The sequence below is a fragment of the Roseimicrobium sp. ORNL1 genome, from assembly GCF_011044495.1.
GTDB lineage: Bacteria > Verrucomicrobiota > Verrucomicrobiia > Verrucomicrobiales > Verrucomicrobiaceae > Roseimicrobium.
This window is the reverse complement of the sequence record NZ_CP049143.1, coordinates 6,385,693-6,407,250: the sequence shown is the minus strand read 5'-3', so window position 1 is coordinate 6,407,250 and position 21,558 is coordinate 6,385,693. Positions and strand designations below refer to the sequence as shown.

20 protein-coding genes are annotated in these 21,558 nt (G+C 58.5%); 6 read left to right on the top strand and 14 right to left on the bottom strand.

Annotated elements, in window-relative coordinates; genetic code table 11:
* Positions 1-116: 116 nt before the first annotated feature.
* The 13 genes from G5S37_RS25760 to G5S37_RS25700 form a co-directional block, all read right to left on the bottom strand.
* Positions 117-803, bottom strand: coding sequence for an ATP-binding cassette domain-containing protein (locus tag G5S37_RS25760; protein ID WP_165207998.1), 687 nt, complete (start codon positions 801-803; stop codon positions 117-119).
* Between the two features lie 25 nt (positions 804-828).
* Positions 829-1,245, bottom strand: coding sequence for a type II secretion system protein (locus tag G5S37_RS25755; protein WP_165207996.1), 417 nt, complete (start codon positions 1,243-1,245; stop codon positions 829-831).
* Positions 1,242-1,769 carry a hypothetical protein gene (locus G5S37_RS25750; RefSeq protein WP_165207994.1) on the bottom strand — a complete coding sequence of 176 codons (528 nt, stop codon included), beginning with the start codon at positions 1,767-1,769 and terminating at the stop codon, positions 1,242-1,244. Before G5S37_RS25750 ends, G5S37_RS25755 begins: the two co-directional genes overlap by 4 nt.
* A 20-nt stretch (positions 1,770-1,789) precedes the next feature.
* Positions 1,790-3,007, bottom strand: coding sequence for a type II secretion system F family protein (locus tag G5S37_RS25745; protein ID WP_165207992.1), 1,218 nt, complete (start codon positions 3,005-3,007; stop codon positions 1,790-1,792).
* A 5-nt stretch (positions 3,008-3,012) separates the two neighbouring features.
* Entirely contained in the window at positions 3,013-4,704 is a 1,692-nt protein-coding gene (locus tag G5S37_RS25740; RefSeq protein ID WP_165207990.1) for an ATPase, T2SS/T4P/T4SS family, read from the bottom strand.
* Positions 4,701-5,318, bottom strand: a complete 618-nt coding sequence (locus tag G5S37_RS25735; RefSeq protein WP_165207988.1) for a hypothetical protein — start codon at positions 5,316-5,318, stop codon at positions 4,701-4,703. The genes G5S37_RS25740 and G5S37_RS25735 overlap by 4 nt, the downstream gene beginning before the upstream one ends.
* A 14-nt stretch (positions 5,319-5,332) precedes the next feature.
* Positions 5,333-7,402 carry a secretin N-terminal domain-containing protein gene (locus G5S37_RS25730; protein ID WP_165207986.1) on the bottom strand — a complete coding sequence of 690 codons (2,070 nt, stop codon included), beginning with the start codon at positions 7,400-7,402 and terminating at the stop codon, positions 5,333-5,335.
* Entirely contained in the window at positions 7,399-8,004 is a 606-nt protein-coding gene (locus G5S37_RS25725) for a hypothetical protein (RefSeq protein WP_165207984.1), read from the bottom strand. Before G5S37_RS25725 ends, G5S37_RS25730 begins: the two co-directional genes overlap by 4 nt.
* A complete protein-coding gene (locus G5S37_RS25720) occupies positions 8,001-8,564 on the bottom strand; it encodes a hypothetical protein (RefSeq protein WP_165207982.1) in 564 nt (187 codons plus the stop codon). The genes G5S37_RS25725 and G5S37_RS25720 overlap by 4 nt, the downstream gene beginning before the upstream one ends.
* 4 nt (positions 8,565-8,568) lie before the next feature.
* Positions 8,569-10,455: a hypothetical protein gene (locus G5S37_RS25715; RefSeq protein WP_165207980.1), complete on the bottom strand. Its 1,887-nt coding sequence runs from the start codon at positions 10,453-10,455 to the stop codon at positions 8,569-8,571.
* 55 nt (positions 10,456-10,510) lie between these two features.
* Positions 10,511-10,933, bottom strand: a complete 423-nt coding sequence (locus G5S37_RS25710; protein ID WP_165207978.1) for a type II secretion system protein — start codon at positions 10,931-10,933, stop codon at positions 10,511-10,513.
* Between the two features lie 321 nt (positions 10,934-11,254).
* A complete protein-coding gene (locus G5S37_RS25705; protein ID WP_165207976.1) occupies positions 11,255-11,662 on the bottom strand; it encodes a hypothetical protein in 408 nt (135 codons plus the stop codon).
* Between the two features lie 87 nt (positions 11,663-11,749).
* Positions 11,750-12,799, bottom strand: a complete 1,050-nt coding sequence (locus G5S37_RS25700) for an MBL fold metallo-hydrolase (protein ID WP_165207974.1) — start codon at positions 12,797-12,799, stop codon at positions 11,750-11,752.
* Between the two features lie 105 nt (positions 12,800-12,904).
* Between G5S37_RS25700 and G5S37_RS25695 the strand changes: the two genes are divergently transcribed.
* The 6 genes from G5S37_RS25695 to G5S37_RS25670 all read left to right on the top strand — a co-directional run bounded on the left by G5S37_RS25695 (position 12,905) and on the right by G5S37_RS25670 (position 20,781).
* Positions 12,905-15,577, top strand: a complete 2,673-nt coding sequence (locus G5S37_RS25695) for an AsmA-like C-terminal region-containing protein (RefSeq protein ID WP_165207972.1) — start codon at positions 12,905-12,907, stop codon at positions 15,575-15,577.
* A 90-nt stretch (positions 15,578-15,667) separates the two neighbouring features.
* Entirely contained in the window at positions 15,668-16,210 is a 543-nt protein-coding gene (locus G5S37_RS25690) for a transcription termination/antitermination NusG family protein (RefSeq protein WP_165207970.1), read from the top strand.
* A 395-nt stretch (positions 16,211-16,605) separates the two neighbouring features.
* On the top strand, positions 16,606-17,682 hold the full coding sequence (locus G5S37_RS25685; RefSeq protein WP_165207968.1) for a 3-deoxy-7-phosphoheptulonate synthase: 1,077 nt from the start codon (positions 16,606-16,608) through the stop codon (positions 17,680-17,682).
* Between the two features lie 35 nt (positions 17,683-17,717).
* Positions 17,718-18,704: a PfkB family carbohydrate kinase gene (locus G5S37_RS25680; protein WP_165207966.1), complete on the top strand. Its 987-nt coding sequence runs from the start codon at positions 17,718-17,720 to the stop codon at positions 18,702-18,704.
* Positions 18,705-18,717: 13 nt separating this feature from the next.
* Complete coding sequence (locus G5S37_RS25675; RefSeq protein WP_165207964.1) at positions 18,718-19,290, top strand: D-sedoheptulose 7-phosphate isomerase; 573 nt, start codon at positions 18,718-18,720, stop codon at positions 19,288-19,290.
* Positions 19,291-19,476: 186 nt separating this feature from the next.
* A complete protein-coding gene (locus G5S37_RS25670; RefSeq protein WP_165207962.1) occupies positions 19,477-20,781 on the top strand; it encodes a nucleotide sugar dehydrogenase in 1,305 nt (434 codons plus the stop codon).
* 64 nt (positions 20,782-20,845) lie between these two features.
* Here G5S37_RS25670 and G5S37_RS25665 read toward each other — a convergent pair whose 3' ends face one another.
* Entirely contained in the window at positions 20,846-21,442 is a 597-nt protein-coding gene (locus G5S37_RS25665) for a histidine phosphatase family protein (protein WP_165207960.1), read from the bottom strand.
* Between the last annotated feature and the right edge of the window lie 116 nt (positions 21,443-21,558).

Here is a 21,558-nt window from a genome sequence, read left to right as displayed (position 1 = left end):
CAGCGGCGCGAGCCACGGAAACAGGACTCCCAGAAGCAACAGAAGCCAACAGCTTCCGCGCACGAGAAGCCCGGAAGTGCTGAGTCTAAAAAGTGGCCAGGTGCGTTCTGAGGTCATTATTTCTGCATGGCATGGTAGGTGTCCATCCAAGAAGAGCCAGTCTTGGTGGCAGCATGACGGAGAGCACCGGAACGGATGGTGAAGAGACTGTCTGCGTTGTGAACGCTTTCCAGCTCGTGCATGATGACAAAGCGGACCACCTGCTTGCTGGAGCTTGCCCAGAGATCCACCACCTGTTCGCGCGTTTCGGCGTCCAATCCCGAAAGGGGCTCGTCCATCAAAAGGACACTCCGGTTTGCCTGTTGCAATTGGGATTCGGCCAGGATGAGGATGGTCTTCTGGCGGTTGCCTCGGGAAAGTTTGCTGATTGGCTTCGTGAGGCTGAGTTTCAGCGTGTCGGAGAGCTTCAGGGCATGCTCGCGTGCATGGGCACTCAGCATGGACTTGAAAAGCGTTCTCGGCTTCAGTTCAGGATCCATCCTGAGTTCATCCGAAAAGTAATGCACCTGCCCGTCTACAGACAGCCGGCCGGCAATGGGTTTCGTCAGGCCGGCGAGGGAACGCAGCAGGGTGGTCTTCCCAGCGCCGTTGGGCGCCACAAAGAGGTGAAGACCGGGTCCGACGTGGACCTTCTCTTCTGTGTCCACTAGGACTTTGGGTTGTCTATTCCAGAACGGGCCGCTGCGGTAGCCAAACTTTGTTCCAGGTTCAACGTCAATGCTGGGAGCGGGGGAGGACTCCATGGATAAGAAATGCTATCGGGCAGCACTAGCCGCCAATGTCCCACAGACCATCCTTCGTGCTTTTGGAAGGGTCATACGCCGCCCCAGAGGACCGAAAGACTGGGGGCATCACTTGGAAATCCAGAGTGAGCGCCGTATCAGTCAAGCTTGTCGCGGTTGGCATCTCCGTCCAGCCGGTGGGAAGGTAGGGGATCAAGGTGGCGGCGTCGATCTCCGTGATATCTGCTGTGGGATTGTCTGCCATGTAGCTGCGCTGGGCGGAATACACTGCCTGGAGGGCGAGTGAAGCATTCTTGGCCTTGTTCCAATCCCGGACCATTGCGTAGCTGAATCCGCCGAGGGTAATGAGTCCCAGCATGAGACCGATGACGAGGCTAATCTCGATCAGGGTGAAACCATGGGCTCTAGACCGTGGGCGGGCGAGGGGACGGATCAACTTCATGGGTGTGGTGCGGCAGGAGTGCTGGCCTTGATCATCTCCTTGGGGATGATGCGGATCTTACCGGGAGGCAGTGCAGCCGGTGCCGGTTCAGCTGCCACAGTGCTGGGACCGGTTTCGTTAACCAGCGCTGGGGCGGTGTCGGACGGAATGGAGGTGGGCACCGGGAACGTGCCACGGCGGCGGATCGCTACGATCTTGGCTCGGTCAGAGTGCTGCATGGCAGCCTGCTGGTTTGCGCTAGTCTCCCCGGCAGTGCCGGACCTTGGTTGGACCGAGGACGGACGATACAGCGGCACCTTGGATCGATTCTGTGCTTCCGCGGTGGCCAAGTCGTCGTCCGAAGGACCCGACTGGTTACTCCTGGACGTGGAGCCGGGCAATGGCCGGGGTGCCAGCTTCGTCTTCGGTTTGGCGGCTGAAGGGGAGGCTGACGATTGCGCGGCAACGAAGGAGACAGGGGCACTCAGTGCCAGCACCAGACCAAGGCGGCAGGCGACGGTGGTGATGCGGGAGGAAAGGGACATACACATCGCGGAGTGAATTGTTAACGCATGCCCGACTGCATCATGCGCGGACCCATGAGGAAGATGGGGAGCATGGCGCCAGCAAAGACCAGACCGATGAGGAACATGGCCAGCACTAGCGTGATCAGGTTGATGATCTGGGTGAAGTCGCTCATCACCTGCGCCGTGTCTTCTTCATAAATGTCACGGAGCATTTCGAGCTGCTCGGGAAGTGAAGCCGAGCGCTCCCCGATGCTGATCATGTGCATGACCTGTGGATCGAGGATGGGACGCTTCTTGAGCGCTTCTGCAAAAGGAAGACCGGAGCCCTCATAGATCTGGCTGGCCTCTACAAGGGGAGCATAGGTGGGAGTGCCCTGCACCACCTTGGCGGCCAGCATGGATGCACGCGCGAGGTTGATGCCGTTCGCATAAAGCATCTGCAAGGTGCCGATGTACGCGGTCTGGCGCAGACCCATCACGAGCTTCTTGAGCAAGCGCCACTTCTCCATACCAAAATTCAGCAGGGTCTGGCGGAGATTGGCGGAGCGGAAAAGGGCGACGATAAATGAAGCCAGGCCGATGATAAAGAACGGCCATGTCGCCTTCACGATGTGGCTGAAGGAGAAGATCACCTTCGAAAGACCATCAGGCTCCTGGCGAATGCTCTTCAGCGTATCCTCCACCTGTCCGACCACGCTGATCTGGGACCAGATGAAGAGGACGATCTGGAAGAGAATCACGAGGCAGGGCACCAACAGGGCGTTTCGCAGCTTGCTGGCAAAGGCCATTTCCACCTTGATCTTGCGCGCCATGGACGTGAAGGCCTCATGGAGCTTGCCGGCATCGGACCCGGCTTCAATCATCGTGATGATGGTGGCATCGAATTTGCGCTCTTTGGCGAAGGCGATATGCACCGGCATACCTGCCTCCAACCGATTGCGAATACTCATCAGCGAGCCTTGCAGGCCAGCATCAGGCAAGCCCTGCGCATAGTACATCAGCGCGTCTGCCGTGCTGATATTTGCCTTGAGCATCGAGGAGAGCGCCCGGAACATCTTCACCATCTCCTTCATGGAGATGTTCTTTTTGCCCTTGAGCTTGCGGTCCCCAATGGGCATCGCCTTGACCAGGGCCACGCGGAACCCGGCTCTTTCGGAGAGCATCGCCGCCTGTTCCCTGTTGTGGGCTTCGACGTCGATGATCTTGGCTACCTCGGGGCGCTTGATATTGCGCAGTGTTACCTGAAAGACATTCATGGAAATCAGCAGTCGTAGGTGAGGTCCAGCACCTTTCTGAGCGCATCGAGGTCAGTGCGTCCCGCCTGGAGAAGTTTGAAACCGTTATCTCGGAGAGAAGGAAGACCGTATTCCCGCCGGATTTCGTGCTCCAGTTCGTATGGAGTGATCTCGCCCTTGGCAAGCTTGTCACCCACTTTGGGACTGATGGGGAGAATTTCGAGGATTGCGGTTCGACCTGAGTAGCCTCTTCCTTTGCACTCCTGGCAACCATCCTTGCTGTGCTCGAAAACAGGCTGGGTTGCCCAGAAGTCTTCCATATGGAAGAGGCGACGCTCTCTCTCTGGCACACCGTCCAGCTTGATGCGGCAGGAGGGGCAGAGCAGCTTCACGAGACGCTGGGCACAGGCGGCCTTCAGCGTCTGGGCAATCTTCCAGCGCTCCATTCCCAACTGTTCAAATCGCTCGATGATCTGTGAAGCACGAGGGGTGTGAATGGTGGTCAGCACCTTGTGACCGGTGATGGCTGCTTCGATGGCGAGCTCGGCAGACTCACGGTCGCGCACCTCACCCATGAGGATGATGTCCGGGTCAGAACGCATGAAGCTCGTGATCATCGGCTTGAATTCCGAGGAATCGCGAAGGTCACAGTGCGTAACGCCGGGAATTTCATCTTCCACCGGGTTTTCCAGCGTGAGGATGTTGTCCTCGGGCCGGTTCAACTCACGCAGCATGGCGTTGAGCGTGGTGGATTTACCGGAGCCGGTGGGGCCCGACATCACGATGATGCCCGAGGGCACTGCCATGGCCTTGTCCAGTTCGAAAAGCGTACCTTCATCGAAGGCCAGGGTGCCCATGCCGAGGCGGGCTTCCAAGTGCGTCTTGTCCAGAAGACGCATGGTGACGTGATAACCACGATAGGTGCGGTGGCGCTCATAGCGCACACCAACGGAGCGCCCGTAGTAGCTCGCGGTGAAGCGACCGGAGATGCCGGGGCGCTTGCTGCGGTCTTCTGGGGGCAGACGCATGAGGTTCAGCAGGAAGGCGTCGATGCGATCCTTCAGCTTCACCGGCATTTCAATTTTCGGACCAATGTCTCCGTCCACACGGAAGGAATAGGCGATGCTGGTCTTCTCCGTCTTGATGTGAATGTCCGAGGCATGCTGCTTGATGGCGTCGGACACCATGCTGGCAACGAGCTGGGCAATGGGTTCGTCGTACTGACGTGTCACGTCAAAGTCCGGAACGTCCAGGGAGAACTCATCGACCTCCAGTGCTTCGAGGTCTTCGCGGCTGGGGCCAGCGGAGGAAGAGGAGCCTTCGATAACGCTGGAAATCTCCGCCGGCAGCGTGACCACCTTGAGGATTTCCTCATCCGGGAAGCGTACGGAGCAGTAGTCGTCCGCGCGATAGTCCCAGGGATTGGCCACTGCGAGCAGGATCTGCTCGGAACTGCGGCGCAACGGCACAAACAAACCGCGAGAGAGGGCGGCCGGGTCACAGTAGCTCACCAGCTCTGAGTCCACGAGCTCCTTCACATGCGGGAAGGCGGCCAGACCGGATGCCTTGCCCACGGCGCCGAGGATGCGCGCTTTGGAGGACTTGCGAATGAGCGCCTCATCCGAAAGCGTCATGTCGGAAGGGGAAACCTTTCGAAGCTCCTCCAGAACCAGTGCCTGGATGGTCTCGTTGAATTCGATGCCGAGATTCAGGTTCATGCGGAGAAGTGGCGCTGCTGGAGAGACTCCCAGGTGGCGAGGTCCACGATGAAGGGGAAGACAAAGGGCGGATCCTGCTTGCCGGCGTGCGTGATCTCGTGGCGAATCCACGCGGAGGCAACAAGAGCGGAGACGGGATTCAGTGAGGCGACATGCACGATGCTGTCATCGCCGGAGAGGACTGCGGGGCACCCGAGGAGCGAACAGGCCACGCGGAGCGAGGGGCAGGATTCGTAGAGGGAATTGGGCCGTCCCGGCATCATGCCAACGCTCCAGTAGTGGACCTCATCGTGCAGCCTCTGGCGCAGCACGCGCTGCATGCGGGACACCTCGCCTTCCGGGGTCACGGCATGCTTCCTCGCCTGGTGCAGAGCGGTGAAGGCAAGGAAGTCACGACAGGCAGGCAGGGAACCGCCACTCGTAAGATGCACATGATAGCTCTGCAGCAGACCGTGGATCTCTGTGTCCGACATGTAACCGCCCTGCTGCAGATGATTCACTGAGCATGCTGCGATGGATTCCAGCACATTGATCGCCGCCATCAATCCTGACGACGGCTCCGGCGGCAGGAATGAAATGCCAGTGATTGTATCTGTGACCTTGGGCGCGAACATGGGAGATTGTCGGCTTAGGGGGAGGTTGCTGCGCTTGAATTCTTGTTGAAGATGCGACCGAAGAAGGACTTCTTCTTGGGCTGTTCGGACTGCTGGGCGGAGCCTTCAGCAGGAAGAGCACCGGAGGGCTTGGAGACCGTCTGTGTCTTCACCGTCTCCCGGGTCTGGTAGGCGGCGGGCGGGCCGTCCACGGGAAGCGGAGGGAGGAAACGCTCGCTCATCGCATCCAACCGGGCAGCTTCGAAGTTCGAGTAAGTCCGCATTTCCTGGTTCATGCCACGAATGGCGTTGGGGTTGGAGGCGTCATAGACGCTCGGGGTGATGACAAAGATCAGGCTCACCTTCTCCATGGTGTTGTCCTTGGACTTGAAGAGCCAGCCCAAGCCGGGAACCTTGCCAAGAAGCGGAACGTTGTTGCCATTCTTGCGGTCATTGTAGTCGTAGAATCCACCAAGGATGAGGGACTGTCCACTTGGGATACGGCTGATTGCTTCCGCAGTGGATTCACTCACACGGGGGTAGATGTTTTGTGTCTGACCGGTGATGAATTCCACAATCTTGGCAACGCGGGGGCGCAGCTTCATGCGGACGGTACCATCTGGCAGCAGTGTGGGAGTCACGGAAAGGGTCACACCGATTTCGCGGCTCTTTTCCGGATTATCCATGGGGTCCGGATCGGCGTCGTCGATCTTGTAGCGGAGTTCTTCAGTGATGTTCTGCCCAGCCGTCGTCTCGGTGATGGTCGAGGTGAGGATGGGGAAGCGATCCACGATGGAGATGAGGCCCTGTTCGTTGTCTTCCGTGATGATCGTCGGGCAGGATTCCTGCGAAACGATGCCGTTTTCCTCCAGAGCGCGGATGATGGCATTAATCTGAAGGGGAGCGAAGATCAGGCCAGGACCGTTGTCATAGAGGCTGGCGGTGTCTCTGCTATTGGAGTCGGTGGTACTGCCAGTCGCAGTGGTGGTATTCTCGAACGTGGTGGTGGTGGGCGTTCCCGTCGCTCCGCTCGCTATCGACGTATTGCTGAATCCGTTGGTGAATTCCCGGATGCTGGAGCTTGCCTTGGTCAGCGTGCTCGTTTCCGGCAGGTTGAACATGGCATTCAAGCTCTGGCTCGCGGTGACGGAGAGGCCTTCACCCAAGGTAGTGGACCAGTCGACGCCGAGTTTCTTGCCCTTGTTGTTGATGACGCGCAGCACGCGGACATTCACAGCAATTTGCTGTTTGGGGCGGTCGATCTTTTCCAGGAGATCCTTGATGCGCTTAATTTTCACGCTGTTGTCCGTGACGAGCAGCGTGTTGGTCTTTTCCTCGAACTCGATCTGACCCACAGTCTTGGTGAGCAGGGGGCGAATGATGAGCTTGAGCTTTTCGAAGTCGGCCATGCCTCCTGACGCACCGCCACCGCCACCAGCTTCGGCGGAAGATTGTGCGGATACGCGGCTGGGGCTGGAGCCACGCAGGTACTTGAGCTGATAGCTCATGATTTCCAGCGGCAGGCGCGAGAGCTGCTGGTCATTCATGACATAGAGCGTCTTCGCCTGGCGGTAGACAGCAAGTCCAAAGGCGACGGCGAGGTCTTCAATCTGACGCTCCGGATCATCAAGCTGCAGGTGGCCGGTGACGATGTGCTCCGGGCCGTTCAGCTCATTGTTGAAAAAGTACTGGTAGCCGGCTTTGCGGCACAGGTACTGCATGACGTCATTGATGGGAGCTCCGTCCACCCAATAACCCTCGGAGGGCAGGGTGGGAAGGGGAGTGGCTGCCGGATTTTCAAGGCCAGGGTTGGCGGCGGCCAGCATCGGAGTGGAACTCGAACCCTCAGCGGCGGGCGCCGGGGTGGGAGCATCCGCCGGCACAGGAGTGATATCCGAGCCTGCTCTCGCTCCAGCTCCAGGGTCGGCAACGGGGCTTGAATTTTGCACCAGCATGGGGCCAGCCAGAGGCTTGGTACCATCCGGCTGTTGCAGGGCGAGAAGAGAGTTTGGCGCAGGGAGAGGCAGGGGCAGGTCCGACTGCCCCTGCAGGGCAGTTAGGGAGCAGACCAGCAGGTTGAGGGAGATGGTGAGAGGAAGATTCATTTCTTGGGAGGTGTTGCCGGTTCCATGGGAGCCCAGCGCGGCTCTAGGGAGGAGGCCACTTTGCGCATGGGTTCGAGTGGGAGCTTGGGAATCATGTTATGTGGCATGATCCCGACATCACCCCGTTGCAGGTCCCGAAAGACGATCTCCGTTGCGTTGATTTCGACGCAGAGAGCCTGGAAGATTTCATTCTTGTAGGAGAGCTCAACGACGTCGCCCTCGTACACGTTGCGCCCGCCAATGAGGAATTCCTTCTGGGTGAGATTGATCCCGTTGAGCTTCAACGTCTGCAGCGCTTGATTCAGCGTGATGCGAAGGGTCGGACGGTTCTCGTTTTCATCCGTCTGAGGTTTGTCATCTTCACGAGGAAACGTGGCGACGCTGAAGGGATCGACCGCCCGTGTCCGCGAACTCAGCTTTTGCGCAGCGGCGTCAACGTCCGCGGCACTGGGCAGGCACTTCACTCTGGGAAGCCAGCCAGCCTCGTTGCCCACAAATGGCGCTTTCTTGACGGGACCGGACGGGGCCTTCGCCGGGGGAGCCCCATTTGCGACAGCAGCGGCTGCCAGGGTGAGAATCAACAATGACGACAAGGTTTTCACGGCTTTTCCTCCCCGGCCTTCCAGCAAGCGTGTGTGGTTTCAATCTCCAGGTGATCCGGCCGCTTCAGCATCAGATCACTCTTGCGGCTGACTTTGATTTCTTCCAAAAAGGCGTGCGGCATGAGCGATTCAATCTGGAGCAGTGTCTCCTGCATGGGGCCAATGCCACCCTTGAAGGTGCACTTGACCTTGCTGATGTCGCACTGCATCAGGCGGCCAAGGCGGCCACGGTCTTGTGGGAAAATCAGGCTGGTTCTTGCCAGTTCGAGCTCCGTGTACTTCGGAAGAGAAGCGTCGAGCCCTTTGGTCATGATCTGGCCGGGGTCCGAGGTAAGAATCTTCTTCTGCTCTTCAAAGAGCTTGCGCTTGGGGGCGATTTTGGCTTCGAGCTGTTTCATCGCGGCCAGGCGTTTCGTCTGCTCGTCATACCGCTTTTCCTTTTCTGCACGGATCGCGGAGAGCTTGGAAACGCCGGCAACAACGCCGCCGAGAATCATGGCGTTGAAAATCGCCGGGACCATGAGTCCAAATCGGAGAATGGGCTTGGTGTAAGCGCTCATTGGATCAGAAGGGCTTCCCGGTGGGGAGTGCGAGGGGATCCTTTTCTGTAAGGGTCTGCGAGATGACGGCCTCGAACGCGTAGGGGAAAGTCAGGGAAGGGTCTTTGGCTGCTTCACCCGCGGACGCTTTCACATCGAATCTCGGATTGGTGTTTTGGGTGAGAACGAGGCGGACCTGGCGGGAGGGATCGGGAGCAAGGCTTGAATCATTGGTCGCCTTGAACACCTGGTCGAAGAGCGCGGTAAGACCTCGCTGGCTGTTGAGGTTGTTCAGGAGATCAAGCGCCTTGGGCTTTGCCAAGCCCTTGAAAGTCCACTCGCGTGTAATGCCAAACGTCTGGGGACCGGCAGGCTTGGTTCCAGGGGCGGCTTTTGGTCTGGGTCCCGCCGGTACTGTAGCAGTGACGGGTTTGACTTCGTAGCCGAAATCTTCAAGACGGACCCCTGCGTCCTCAGGGAACAATTGCATGATCAACTCAAGCGTTGTCCAGCCTTGGGAGCGAGGCTTCATCAACAGGTCAGTGACATCAATCTGCTTTTCTTCAACGAAGAGCTTCTCGTGCTTGGCCTTGGTGGCGGAGACCTGTGCCTCAGTGAGTTCCCAAGAGGGGTGACGCATCGCGGTAAACAAGCCATAAATGCCGTATCCGGCCATGGCAACGAGCGAGATTCCCAGCAATCCGACGAACCACGAAGAAAAGCGAAGGAGGCGAAGATCGGCCAGAGTGGGATACTGGGTGTCGATCTTCGCGGTGTTGAAGAAGTTTTGAGTGGCCCAGCCATCCCAGAGAGACCGGAAGGTCTCCGATTTGGAAAGCGATCCTGAGCCCACCTGCGAGGCGGCGCCGGCATCATAGGGCAGGAATTCCGGGCGGTTGCCTGGAAGGCTGCCCGTAGTGGGGTGGCTGCTGAGGTCCAGCGCGTGAGTGACGATGCGCTGACGTTTCAGGGAATAAGCCTCCAAGTCTCTAACGGCTTCGTTGAGAACTGCGGAGTTGGGTGAAATGATGACGACATTCGGCAGCAACTGCCCGGCTCCATCGTTGGTGATGAGCTCAGCGGCCACACCCATGTTCCACAAGATGTCCCCGAAGCTGGAAGGAAGTGGATTGCCTCCTCGGTGGGCAAGGCTGCGCGCGGAACGGAGTTCGCCACTCGCATTCAGGGCGAAGACGGCGGTGTATTTCAAATAAGGGAATGCAATCAAGCCGCCCCCTCGGAGTTCAGGCTTGAGGAGGGCCAAGGATGCCAGGGCCTCCATGGGCGCGCTGGTCACGGCCACCCGGACCGGGATGCGCCATTCTTCGCCACCTTCCACCAGTTTGCCGAGGAACGTTTCGCGGGACCGGGGAAGAGAAACAGCTGTGTATCGAGTCTGGCCGCCGGGTGCACCCCAGAAGGGAAGCAATCGCCAGGAAATGGTATCGACCGATACATCACGGTCAGCCAGGAAATCCTTGGGCGAGTCGACAAGGTTGTACCTCAGCACATTGAGGTCGTCGGCGGTCTCTCCTGCAATCTCTGGGCCTGAGGCCACTTCTGCGAGGGAGAACTCGTCGGCGACATGAAGGATGACGCCCAAGGCCCTAGGCTTGTGGCCGAAGTAGGTGGGGGACATGAGGTCTCCCAGGAAGGACTGGATGTCATCCCCCGTGGTGAGACTGGCCAGCGGCAGGGGAGGGCCCTGCCGCCAGCAGTTGTCCGAACGGGAGAAGGTGGCAGAACATACCTCCCTGCCCCCGTCGAACCAGATATGCCATTGACATGCGATGTCTCCAGGATCGCGGTACCAGTTCCCATCCGTTCCACGGCTGGTCTTTGCAGCGACAGTACGAGCCTGACGATAGACGTCGGCAGGCTTCAAATCGTACGGATCGGTAATGACAGACACGGGAAGTTGGAAGGGTGAGATTGATACCGCGAAAGGCCGGAAACGACGCTGCTATTTACCAGTCAGCGATGCCGGTGGTACCGGTCAGGACGTGGGTGTTGGTAGCGACAGCGCCGCCGTCGTAGCTGCAGTCAGCATAGGGGATGCCAACGGCAGGAGCCAGGGCCTTGTAGGCGTAGGTGCCACCGGAGGGGCAGACGGGCTTGACCGCCATGATGGTGCCGTCTTCCAGATAGGTGTCCGGAATCGTGCCAGCGGCGTCGATCACGATGTTGTTCATGTTGGCATAGGAGCGGACTGCCTTTTGAACGGCGGCCAGCTGCATTTTGCACTGGGCCTTGTTCGAACCTTCACGGTAGGAACCGAGACCAATGAACACCACGGCGATGAGGCCAAGGAGCAGGGCGATGACCAAGCTGATTTCGATGAGGGTGAAGCCAGCAGCTTTCTTGGAACGAAGGATAGGATTGTATTTCATATACTTGAGTTGGTAGAGCACGGCGCATCTTGATATGGAAATTATAATAAATCAATTTATACTTAATGAATATGGGTTCATTCCATGAATAATTTGAGGTCTCTAATATAAACGTAATATTGAATGCTTAGACGCCAATTGGTTTGAAATGCATTCAATTTCAACGGATCACGCAAATCTGAGTTGATGGACCGGTGGAGAAAGGGGGGTGTTTGGCTGGGTCAAAAATTCTAAGCATTTTTAAAAAATCAGGGATTTTTTGCGCTCACGACTGCCCGCAAAAATGCCCCATTTCCTCGACGAGATCAGTAAAAATGGGAATTAAAACCCCATTTTTTTCACTTCCTCGTTTTTCATGGACACCAATTTCCATGAATTGGGCTTCCAGCTTTCTTTTCGCCAGGTAAAAACCCACGGCTCCTTCAGGGCGTTCACGGTAGACATGATTTGGGAGCTGAACCCGCCGCCGCTGCCGTTCATTTTCGCAAAACCGCGAACTTTGGCAATCCCTTGGTTCGCAGTGACTTCCGTGGTTTCCCATTCGATGTTGAGGTAGAGGAACCCTTGAAGGAGCTCTGAGGCCGTCTGGACAGCTTCCTCCCGATTGTTATCCCACTCGTCGCTATAATCGTTGGCGATCAGTTTGTTCGCACCATCCCAATCCCGCTTTGCCGCGAGGGAGATGAATCTCCGGTGCATATTTTCGGCCTGGCTCTTCTCAGATTGCATGTAGGGCCAGACAAACCACCCGATTACGAGAGCAATAACTGCAGGAATGAGAATGCGAAGTACGCGTTGCATAAACTGATCAAACCCTCAAGCGACACCGGGATCGAGCCAGAAATCGGATTGCACCTCTTGGGAAGTGGTGTTCGCTTTTCGTATGCGGGGAGAGGTGGGAGCGTTGGGGATGACAGGGGGCACCGTGCGGTACAAGACAACCGGCTCAGAAAGGTTTTTCTCTTCCGGAATGCTGGCGCCCTCTTCGATGATCACAGGAATGGAAGATGCCGCTGGGCTGGGGATTGGGATGGGCTCTGTGGTCGGAGAAAGTACTGTTTGTACCACGCATGTGCGACGGGCGACTTCCATCCAAGGCAGGGGCACACTGCGTTTTGCGCACACGACCTTGGTTTCCAAGGCGCCGGAACTGCGCAGCACCGAGGTCATTTTTTTGAGCGCCACATCGGGGCAGTTGCAATCATCACTCAGGTGGCCAAGGACCACATGATGCAGCCCTTCATGAGCCAGAGTCTGCAAAAGCTCTGCCGTCTGCTCATTGGAAAGGTGTCCATGACGTCCGCTGATGCGCTGCTTCGTAGCCCAGGGGCGCTTCGTGTCTGCTTCCAGAAGAGGACCGTCATAGTTCGCTTCTACAAAGAGAGTGTGGGCGCCGCGAAGACGATCGCGAATCAAGTTGGTGACAAAGCCCACGTCACTCAGCACCCCGAGGCGTGATTCCTCATCGGCGATGACAAAGCCCACGGGGTCCACGGCGTCATGCGGCACGGGAAAACACTCGATGCGCAGATCCTGAAAATCGAAAGGGGCACCGGTTTGCATGAGCCTCCACCGAGGCGTGGCCTTGCGGAAAGTGCCTTGCATGAGTGCCTCCTGCGTGAGCGGTGTGGCGAAGAGCGGCACCTGGTGACGACGGCACAAGATATCCAGTCCCGCGGTGTGATCGCAGTGCTCATGAGTCAGGAGCACACCGTCCAGATCCTCCAGGCGCAGGCCCACGGCTTCGAGGCGAAGCATGATCTGCCGGCCGCTCAAGCCCGCATCGATGAGGAGGCGGGTCTTCTCCGTGCGCACGACAGCGCAGTTTCCAGAACTGCCGCTGCCGAGGACCGTGAGAGAGAGCATGGCCGATACTAAAAGGAAATTCGCAGAGGGAAAACGGAAATGAGCGCTGAAAAGCGTGATGCGACTGCTTTTCAGGTGGGCGAATGCAGGTTATGCTCAGGGCTCATGCGCTGGATTCGCCGCTTCATCATGCTGGCACTGCTGATTGTGGTCGGCAGCGCTGCGGCGTACGTGCGCAGTGACGGGTTCTCCAGGAAGTGGCGCAGCTTTGTCATGCAGCAGTTTGAAAGCCGTGGCGTCTACCTGACGCTGGACAAGCTCACGCTGGATCCGCTGGAGGGCCTGGTGGCCCGCGGTATCAAGGTGTATCAGGATAAAAGATACAAGGTGCTGCTGGCGGACGTGGACCGCCTGCACCTGGATCTGGACTACAGCAAGATGATGAAGGATGAGCTCTTCCTGGAAGGGCTGGATCTTCGCGATGCGGATCTTTCGTTCCCTCTGGACCCTGAGGATCCCACTTCTGAAAAGCTTACGATCAAAGCGCTGGATGCACGGCTCTACCTCATCGGGGATCGCATTGAAATACGAAGAGCGGAGGGAACGCTCTTCGGCCTCCGGGTGCATTTGAGTGGCTCGCTCATCCGGCCGCCTTCGGAGAAGGAGCCTGAGGATGAAAGGCAGGTGGAGGAGCGCAAGCGCAAACGCCTGGCCGCGATCAAGGCCAGGCGGAATCTCATCGTGGAGGCAGCACGCCTGTTGAAGCACTTTGAGTCTGCGGATGTGCCGCGTCTGGAGGTGGAGGTGAATGGTGATCTGGAGCATCCGGAAGAGCTGAATGCCACCATGCGCCTGACAGCCCAAAATCTGCGGCACGGCGACTATCTGTGCGAGCAACTCGAGGCGGTGGCGAGCTACGCCGGGGAGCAAGTGGATCTCACCCGGCTGCGGGTGCGGGATCGTCTTGGGGAACTGGAAGCCGGGGCCACCTGGAACCTCGGGGGTGACAAGGTGAATTTTCACCTCCGTTCCTCCGCGGATCTTCCGGGGCTGGCGCTTGCAGTGACCGAGATGGAGCAATTCCGCGAGTTCGTCTTCTACGAGCCTGTGGAGTTCACCGCCGATGGGAGCCTGCTCCTCGGTTCGGCGGTGCCGGAGGGAGCATTTGTGCCGCTGGATTGTGTTGGCAGCATCCGTGCGAAACGCTTCTCCAGCCGCGGCGTGGTCCTGGATGGTCTGGAAGTGGACTACGGGATCTCGCCCAGGGGATGCTACCTGAGAGATGTGCTGCTGCGGCATGAGACGGGGACGCTCGGTTTGCAAGCGCTGTGGAAGAAGGATGAGAGCTTCCGGTATCGCGCGCTGCTACAGATGGATCCCAGAGTGTTTCTGCCGTTTCTGAAGCTGCCCCAGACCCAGGAGATTCTGCGCCGCTTTTCTTTCGGGCCTGAATCGGCAATCTGGTTTGAGGTGGAAGGCGAAGGGTCGGAGCCGAGAATCGACCGCTGCCAGAACCACGGCCGCGCGGAGATACACCGCTTTCAATATCGAGGCGTGGATTTCCAGAAGGCGACGGCAAACGTAAAATTCCAGGGGCCACACCATGAGTATCTCGATTTGACCATCGATACCGCAGAAGGCCGGGCGGTGGCGAAGCATGTGATGTGTGATGACATCAAGCGCAAGGTGACTCTCACTGGGGTGAACAGCACGGTCGATCCCGTGGCGCTGACTTCGTGTTTCGCTCCCAAAACCGCCGAAGCCATCGCGAAGTACCGGTTCGACAAGCATCCTCATGTGGAGCTTGAGGGGGTGATTGGCGCCACGGAGGGCACGGATCTGCAGGTGAGATTCCGGAGTGAGGGCACGGCGCATTATCCGTTGTTTGGGGAAGACTATGTCATCAGCCGCCCCGTGGGGGATCTGAAGTTCTCTGGTCCGTTGCTCACCTATGACATCTCCGGAGGTCTCTACGGAGAGAGCATGGCCTGCAAGGGCACGGCGGATTTGCGTCCGGAAGCCAATGACTACACGGTGGACTTCCGTGCTGACAGCTTCCCGTATGGAGTCTTCGGAAAAGCGTTGCCGTTCGAAAATCTGAGGGCGACGGTGACTTGCAAAAGTGGCCTGGTGGATTTCGACACGCAATCCGATCTCCTCGATGGCCGCTATCGACTGCGTGGGAAGCTGGATGACAATCGCAATCCTCAACCTTATTCCGGTGAACTGCGTGTCGACGCGATCAGTTTGAACAAGTTCGCACGCGTCTACTCTCCGAAAGAGACCTCGGAAGGGGATCTCACGGGCCATCTTCAGTTCTCAGGAAAGCTTGGAGATTGGAGGACGCTGCAGGGCAAGGGAGCGCTGGTGATTCTCAACGGCAACCTCTATGCCGTGCCGATTCTTGGACCGCTCACCCCATTGCTCGGTGCGATGCTCCCCCGTCCCATCAAAGGCTACAACATTGCGAAGGAAGGAGACTGCAGCTTCACGGTGGCGGATGGTTTTGCGGCCACGGAAGACTTTGAAGCGCTCACCGGGGTGTTCCGTCTGGTGGTGACAGGAAAGGTGGATTTCCTGGAAGACCGAGTCCAACTCGAAGCAAAAGCCAAGGCGCGTGGGCTTCCCGGGCTGGTGTTGTTTCCTGTGAGCGAGATTCTCGAGTATGTGGGAGAGGGAAGCGTTGGTTCGCCGGAGTGGCGGCCGAAGTATTTCAGCGGCAGCAAGGAGAAGGATGAATTCCGTCGCACGGGCGAAGCTCCCCAGATGAACGAGTCCCCCAAGGAGCCGGCTCCTGCGCCGAGAAGCACGCGCCCCGCGCTTCCGCCGCGTAAATGAAGTATCTGCCCAGGAGCACGATGCGGATTTCCGCCGGTCGTACATTTAAACTTGCGCTGTGCCTGCGTTCAGGCGCTTTTGGAGGCATTCATGTCTGATTCTCCGAATCCCCAATGGTATTGCGTGCACACCAAGCCGAAGACGGAGCATCTGGCTGCGGCAGGGCTGGCAGCCTTTGGAGAAGTGGAGACCTTTTGCCCGCGCATCCGCTTTCAGCGCAGCACGGCGCGGGGGAAGGTCTGGTTTCTTGAGGCCCTTTTCCCGAGTTATTTTTTTGCAAAGTTCGACGTTTCTTCCCGCTACCGCGCGGTGAAGCACGCCAATCATGTGATTGGGGTGGTGGGATTCGGTGGTACACCGGTGGCGGTTCCTGAGCAAACCTTGGTCGATCTCCGGGCGGAAATGCAGGGCGTGGAGGTCCGGGATGTCAGCCATGGGGTAAACGTGGGGGACACCGTGGAGGTGACCGAAGGGCCCATGCGCGGCCTCCAGGGCATTGTAGAAAGCATGACCAGCGGAGAGAACCGGGTGAAGATCCTCCTCGAGTTTCTCGGCAGGCAAAGCCTCGTGGAGGTTCCCTCCTCCAAGCTCTTGAGTGGCAAAAGTCCGCGTGATTCCTTCACTGAGAAGTGATTAGCCTAGTGGGGCCGACTTCGCCCCACGACACAAGGGGAGCAAAAGTTCGAGGTGTGGCACATCAGCTTTTCAACCGCACTTTTGAGAGGAAAGGCGGGTGTGGTTCGGCCTGATTTTTACAGGATGAGACTTTCTTCGCATTGTTGATAAAAACGAGGTAACCTGTGGCCTGCCGGACCGAAACACATGGAACCGCGCCATTTCTCCCCCGGTGGGTTTGGCGCCTGAGCTCAGTGCGCCGCGCCGCGGCGGCGGTTCTGGTAAGGCTCCAGACGACCCGTGACGGACCCGGGGCAGGGAAGCAGCGGAATTTCCCGCAGGATGACGAATCACTTGCGCGGCATGGGCTCCCGCCGATTTTGCTGGCTCCCCGGATTGGGGCGAAACCAGACATGAGCGAAAAACACCGCACGGACGACCTGCGCATCGAGGACATCAGCGACCTCGTGCCTCCTTCTGTATTCATGAAGCAAATGGCGCTCGACGCCGCGGGTGAAGACTTTGTGACGCGCTCCCGCCAAGCCTGCCAGGACATCATGATGGGGCGAAACGACCGGCTGCTGGTCGTGGTGGGTCCGTGCTCGATTCACGATGCCAAGTCCGCCTTGGAATACGCCGGCCTCCTTAAGGAAGCGCGAGGCAAGTATGCTGCTGATTTGGAACTGGTGATGCGCGTCTATTTTGAGAAGCCGCGCACGACGGTGGGCTGGAAGGGATTCATCAATGATCCGCACCTTGATGAGAGCTTCGACATCAATACGGGCCTGCGCGAGGCACGCCGCCTGCTCACGCAGATCGCCTCGATGGGAGTGCCCGCAGGGACAGAGTTTCTAGATGTGATCACGCCGCAGTACATTGCGGACGTGGTGGCATGGGGCGCCATTGGAGCCCGTACGACGGAGAGCCAGGTACATCGCCAGCTCGCGAGCGGCCTCTCCATGCCGGTGGGTTTCAAGAACGGCACGGATGGTAACATTCAAATCGCCCTGGACGCCATTGCGGCCGCCGGCGGTGCCCATGTGTTCCTCTCGGTGACGAAGCATGGCACTGCCGCGATTGTGCAAACTCGCGGCAATGAAGCGTGCCATGTGATTCTGCGCGGCGGAAAAGCCTCGCCAAACTACGATGCTGCGAGCGTGGCCAATGCCGTGGAACAGCTCCGTGCCAAAGGACTGCCCCCGCATCTCATGGTGGACTGCAGCCATGGTAATAGCTTGAAAGACTATCGCAGGCAGGCGCTGGTGGCCAGTGATGTGGCCGCTCAGATTTCAAGCGGTGGCCGTGGAGTCACTGGCGTCATGATCGAAAGCAATCTGTGTGAAGGCCAGCAGAGCGTGAAGCCCGGACAGGAACTCAAGTACGGTCAGAGCATCACCGATGCGTGCGTGTCGTGGGAGACCACGGTGGGCATCCTTGATGAACTGGCTGCCGCGGTGCGTGCGCGTCGCGGAATCTCCCCCAGTGCTTAGTTGATTCTTTCTCCATCCTGCCCCAGAACTCCCGCGTGAAGCCTGCTGACCTTGAAACCTTCTCCACTCGACGCATCCTGGTCGTGGGAGATGTCATGTTGGATCACTTTGTGCGTGGCAACGTGAGGCGGATCTCTCCCGAAGCACCGGTGCCGGTCGTGGAAGTGGCCGAGGAAAGCTTCAATCCCGGCGGTGCTGCCAACGTGGCCTGCAATCTCGCCGCCTTCACGAAGTCGGTGTTTCTCATGGGGCGAATCGGTCAGGACATCCAGGGGCAGCAGCTCAAGCAGTTGCTGCACGAAGAGGGTGTGAGTGCCGAGCCGATGCTGGTGAGCAAAACGATCCGGACCATTTCAAAATCGCGCGTCGTGGCGAGGCAACAGCAGATCGTCCGCGTGGACCGGGAAACACTGGTAAAACTGACCGATGCGGAACTGAGCGAAGTGGAAGACACGCTCAGTGCTTTGGCGGACAAGCTCGATGCCATCATCCTTGAGGACTATGGCAAGGGCTTCATCACCGCCCCTCTGATGGAAGTGGTGACGCGCGTGGCGAAAGAAAAGAACCTGCTGGTGACGGTGGACCCTTCGCCGCGGAATCCGATTCCGTGGAGTAACGTGCACCTCGTGAAACCGAACCGTCTGGAAGCGTTCGCCGCGGCGGGAATCGAAGACAGCCATCTGCCCGTCGCACCAGAGGAGAATGAGGAACTGCAGCGCGTGGGTCGCATCCTTCTCGAGCGCTGGGATACCGAAATGGTGCTGGTGACTCTGGGTGAACAGGGCATGATGCTTTTCCAACGGAGTGGAGATCCGCACCACATTCCCACGCGTGCTCGTGAAGTGTATGACGTGAGCGGCGCGGGGGATACTGCGATTGCCGTGCTGACACTGGCACTGGCCTCGGGAATGAAGGCGGAAGATGCGGCGGATGTCGCGAACCGCGCGAGCGGAATTGTGGTGGGCAAGCTGGGCACAGCTTGCGTGACGCCTGCTGAATTGCTGGCCGCGTACGAAGATTGAATTTCAAATCCCCATGAGCACAGCCGCCTTGATCGAGAGCCACCTCACGGAGCACCTCACTGCGGTGCAGCGGTTGCCTGAGTTTGTGCCGTTCATCGAGGACCTCGCAAAGCGCCTCGTGGAGTGCCTTAAGTCTGGCGGAAAGGTGTTGTTCTTTGGCAATGGCGGCAGTGCGGCAGATGCCCAGCACCTCGCTGCGGAACTCGTGGTGCGCTATCGCGTGAATCGCGCGGCCCTTGCAGGCATCGCGCTGACCACCGATACCAGCATCCTCACAGCCGGCGCGAATGACTTTGGCTTTGATACGGTCTACGCACGGCAGGTGGAAGCGCTCGCTCGCAAGGGTGATGTGGTGATTGGCATCAGCACCTCAGGCAACAGCGCCAGTGTGGTGAACGGTCTTGTCGAGGCAAAGAACCAGGGTTGTCTTGCCGTTGCATTTACTGCAGAGGGTGGCGGGCGTTGTGCGGAGGTGGCCGACTTGTGCTTCCGTGCACCGTCTCCAGTGACGGCTCGTGCGCAGGAGTGCCATCTCCTGGTGGGGCACATCTTGTGCGACTGGGTGGAGAAAGCATTCGCCTCCTGAGTGCGGAAGGCAGCCCGCAAAAGCGGGTTATTTATGACCGGTAAGAACACCGGGCTGCCGCTTCAGATGAAGCTGGTCTTCATGAGTGGGACCTCCAGACCTATTGCAAAACTTGCCCCGGATTCTTTCTCCGCAGTTGCGTGAATGCCAATCCTTGGGTTTAGGCAGTGCCATCCTTTTCCAATCATGAACGTATCCATCTTCGGTTTGGGTTATGTGGGCGCCGTCACTGCCGCCTGCCTGTCGGAGCGCGGACACTCCATCATCGGGGCGGATGTGCAGGAACCCAAGGTGCAGGCCTTCAATGATGGGCTCTCTCCCATCGTGGAACCAGAGCTGGACGAACTCATGCGCGCCGCGAAGGATGCGGGCCGGTTGCGCGCCACCACCGATTCCCTCGAAGCCGTACGCTCCTCGGATGTCTCCATCATATGCGTGGGCACTCCCTCGCTCGAATCTGGACGGCTGAATCTCGACTTCGTGCGCAAGGTGTCCCTGCAGATTGCGGATGGCATCCGCGCCAAGGGCAGTCCGCATGTGATCATTTTCCGCAGCACCATGCTGCCTGGCAGCACGCGCTCGATGGTGCAGGATTTCTTCGCGGATCTCCTGAAGGCGGGACAGGTCACCATCTACTACTGTCCCGAGTTCCTCCGGGAAGGCACCGCGGTGAAGGACTTTCGTGTACCCTCTCTCTGCGTGGTGGGCACGCATGATGGCAGCAATGTCATCGGTCGCGAACCGCTGGAGTTGCTGGGTGAGAATGCCGAGATCCTTGCGTGGGAAGGCGCGGAGATGATCAAGTACTCCTGCAACTACTTCCACGCGCTCAAGGTGGGATTTGCCAACGAGATTGGCCGCATCGCCCGCCACGTGGGCGTGGATGGCGCGCAGGTGATGGATGTGCTCTGCCGCGATGAGAGGCTCAACATCTCACGCTACTACATGAAGCCGGGGAATCCCTTTGGTGGTTCCTGTCTGCCCAAGGACGTGAGCGCGCTGGGTTCCTTTGCCCGCATGGAAGGCGTGAGCCTGCCGGTGCTGGACAATGTGCTGAACTCAAATCAGGCGCATCTCGACTGGCTGCTGAAGATGATCACCTCCAAGCCGAGCCGTAAGGTGGGCATCTTGGGATTGTCGTTCAAGAAGGATACGGATGACCTGCGCGGTAGTCCCATGGTTTCCGTAGCCGAGACGCTTCTTGGCCGGGGGTATGAGATTCATGTCTATGATGCGAACCTGAATCCCGCAAAGCTGGTGGGCGCGAATGAAGCTGAAATTTCACGACGCATGCCCCACCTGACACAACTTCTCCGCGACACGCCGGAGGAGGTGATTGCGAAATGCGACATCATCGTCGCGGCGCAAAAAGTAGCGAAGCCAGAGCAACTGCAATCCGTGGTGCGGAAAGATCAGTGGGCGATCGACGTGAACGGCTGGCGGGAACTCAAGACGCTCTCGTGGAACTACGAGGGCGTCTGCTGGCAATAGGGTTCCTCAGCTCTCACGAAACTCACGCAACAGCAGGTGGCACATCCCACCTGCTTTTTTTTGTCTATTGACTTGGAGACTCGTCTACGGCTGGCTTGGAGTCCTCACCCACGCGCTCACTCTCGGGGAAGCGTTTTTCAATCAACCTCGGAGTGACATAGCCCACGAGCCTGGCTTCATTCCAATCCACCGCGGCCCACGAAGGCCACGGGATCTCCAGCAGTGCGGCAGCACAGGTGGGCATGCTTTTGCCGAGATGATCACGCTGGAGCAGTTTTCGCACGAAGTCGCTGAGTCCATCATTGTGGCCAAAGAGCATCACGTGGCTCCAGGCATCGTCGAACTCGCGGACAATGGCCAGCAGCGCTTTGGCCTCGGCGAGGTAGACGCGGGATTCTTCCACCACGATGCCGGGATTGTAGCCGAGTTCCTCCTGCATGATGCGCGCGGTCGTCTTGGCGCGCATCGCGGTGCTCGTGACGAGACGCTCCGGACGTGGCAGCAGGGCGGGCGTTTCGTTCGTGCCCAAATACGTTCTTCCCAGAAACCTCGCCACCACCGGCGCGTTCCTCAGTCCCCGTTCATTCAGCGGTCGTTCGTGATCGCTCACTCCGGTGCTCCAGTCAGACTTGGCGTGCCGGATGACGGTAAGATATTTCATTCGTTCTGGGAAAAGGAAGAGAGCTGACAACAAGGAAATCCAGTCGTGCAGACTTGGAAGGCCGGGCCAAATGGTTGGCTGGCGGATTTCAAAACCGTGGCACAAATAATGCCATG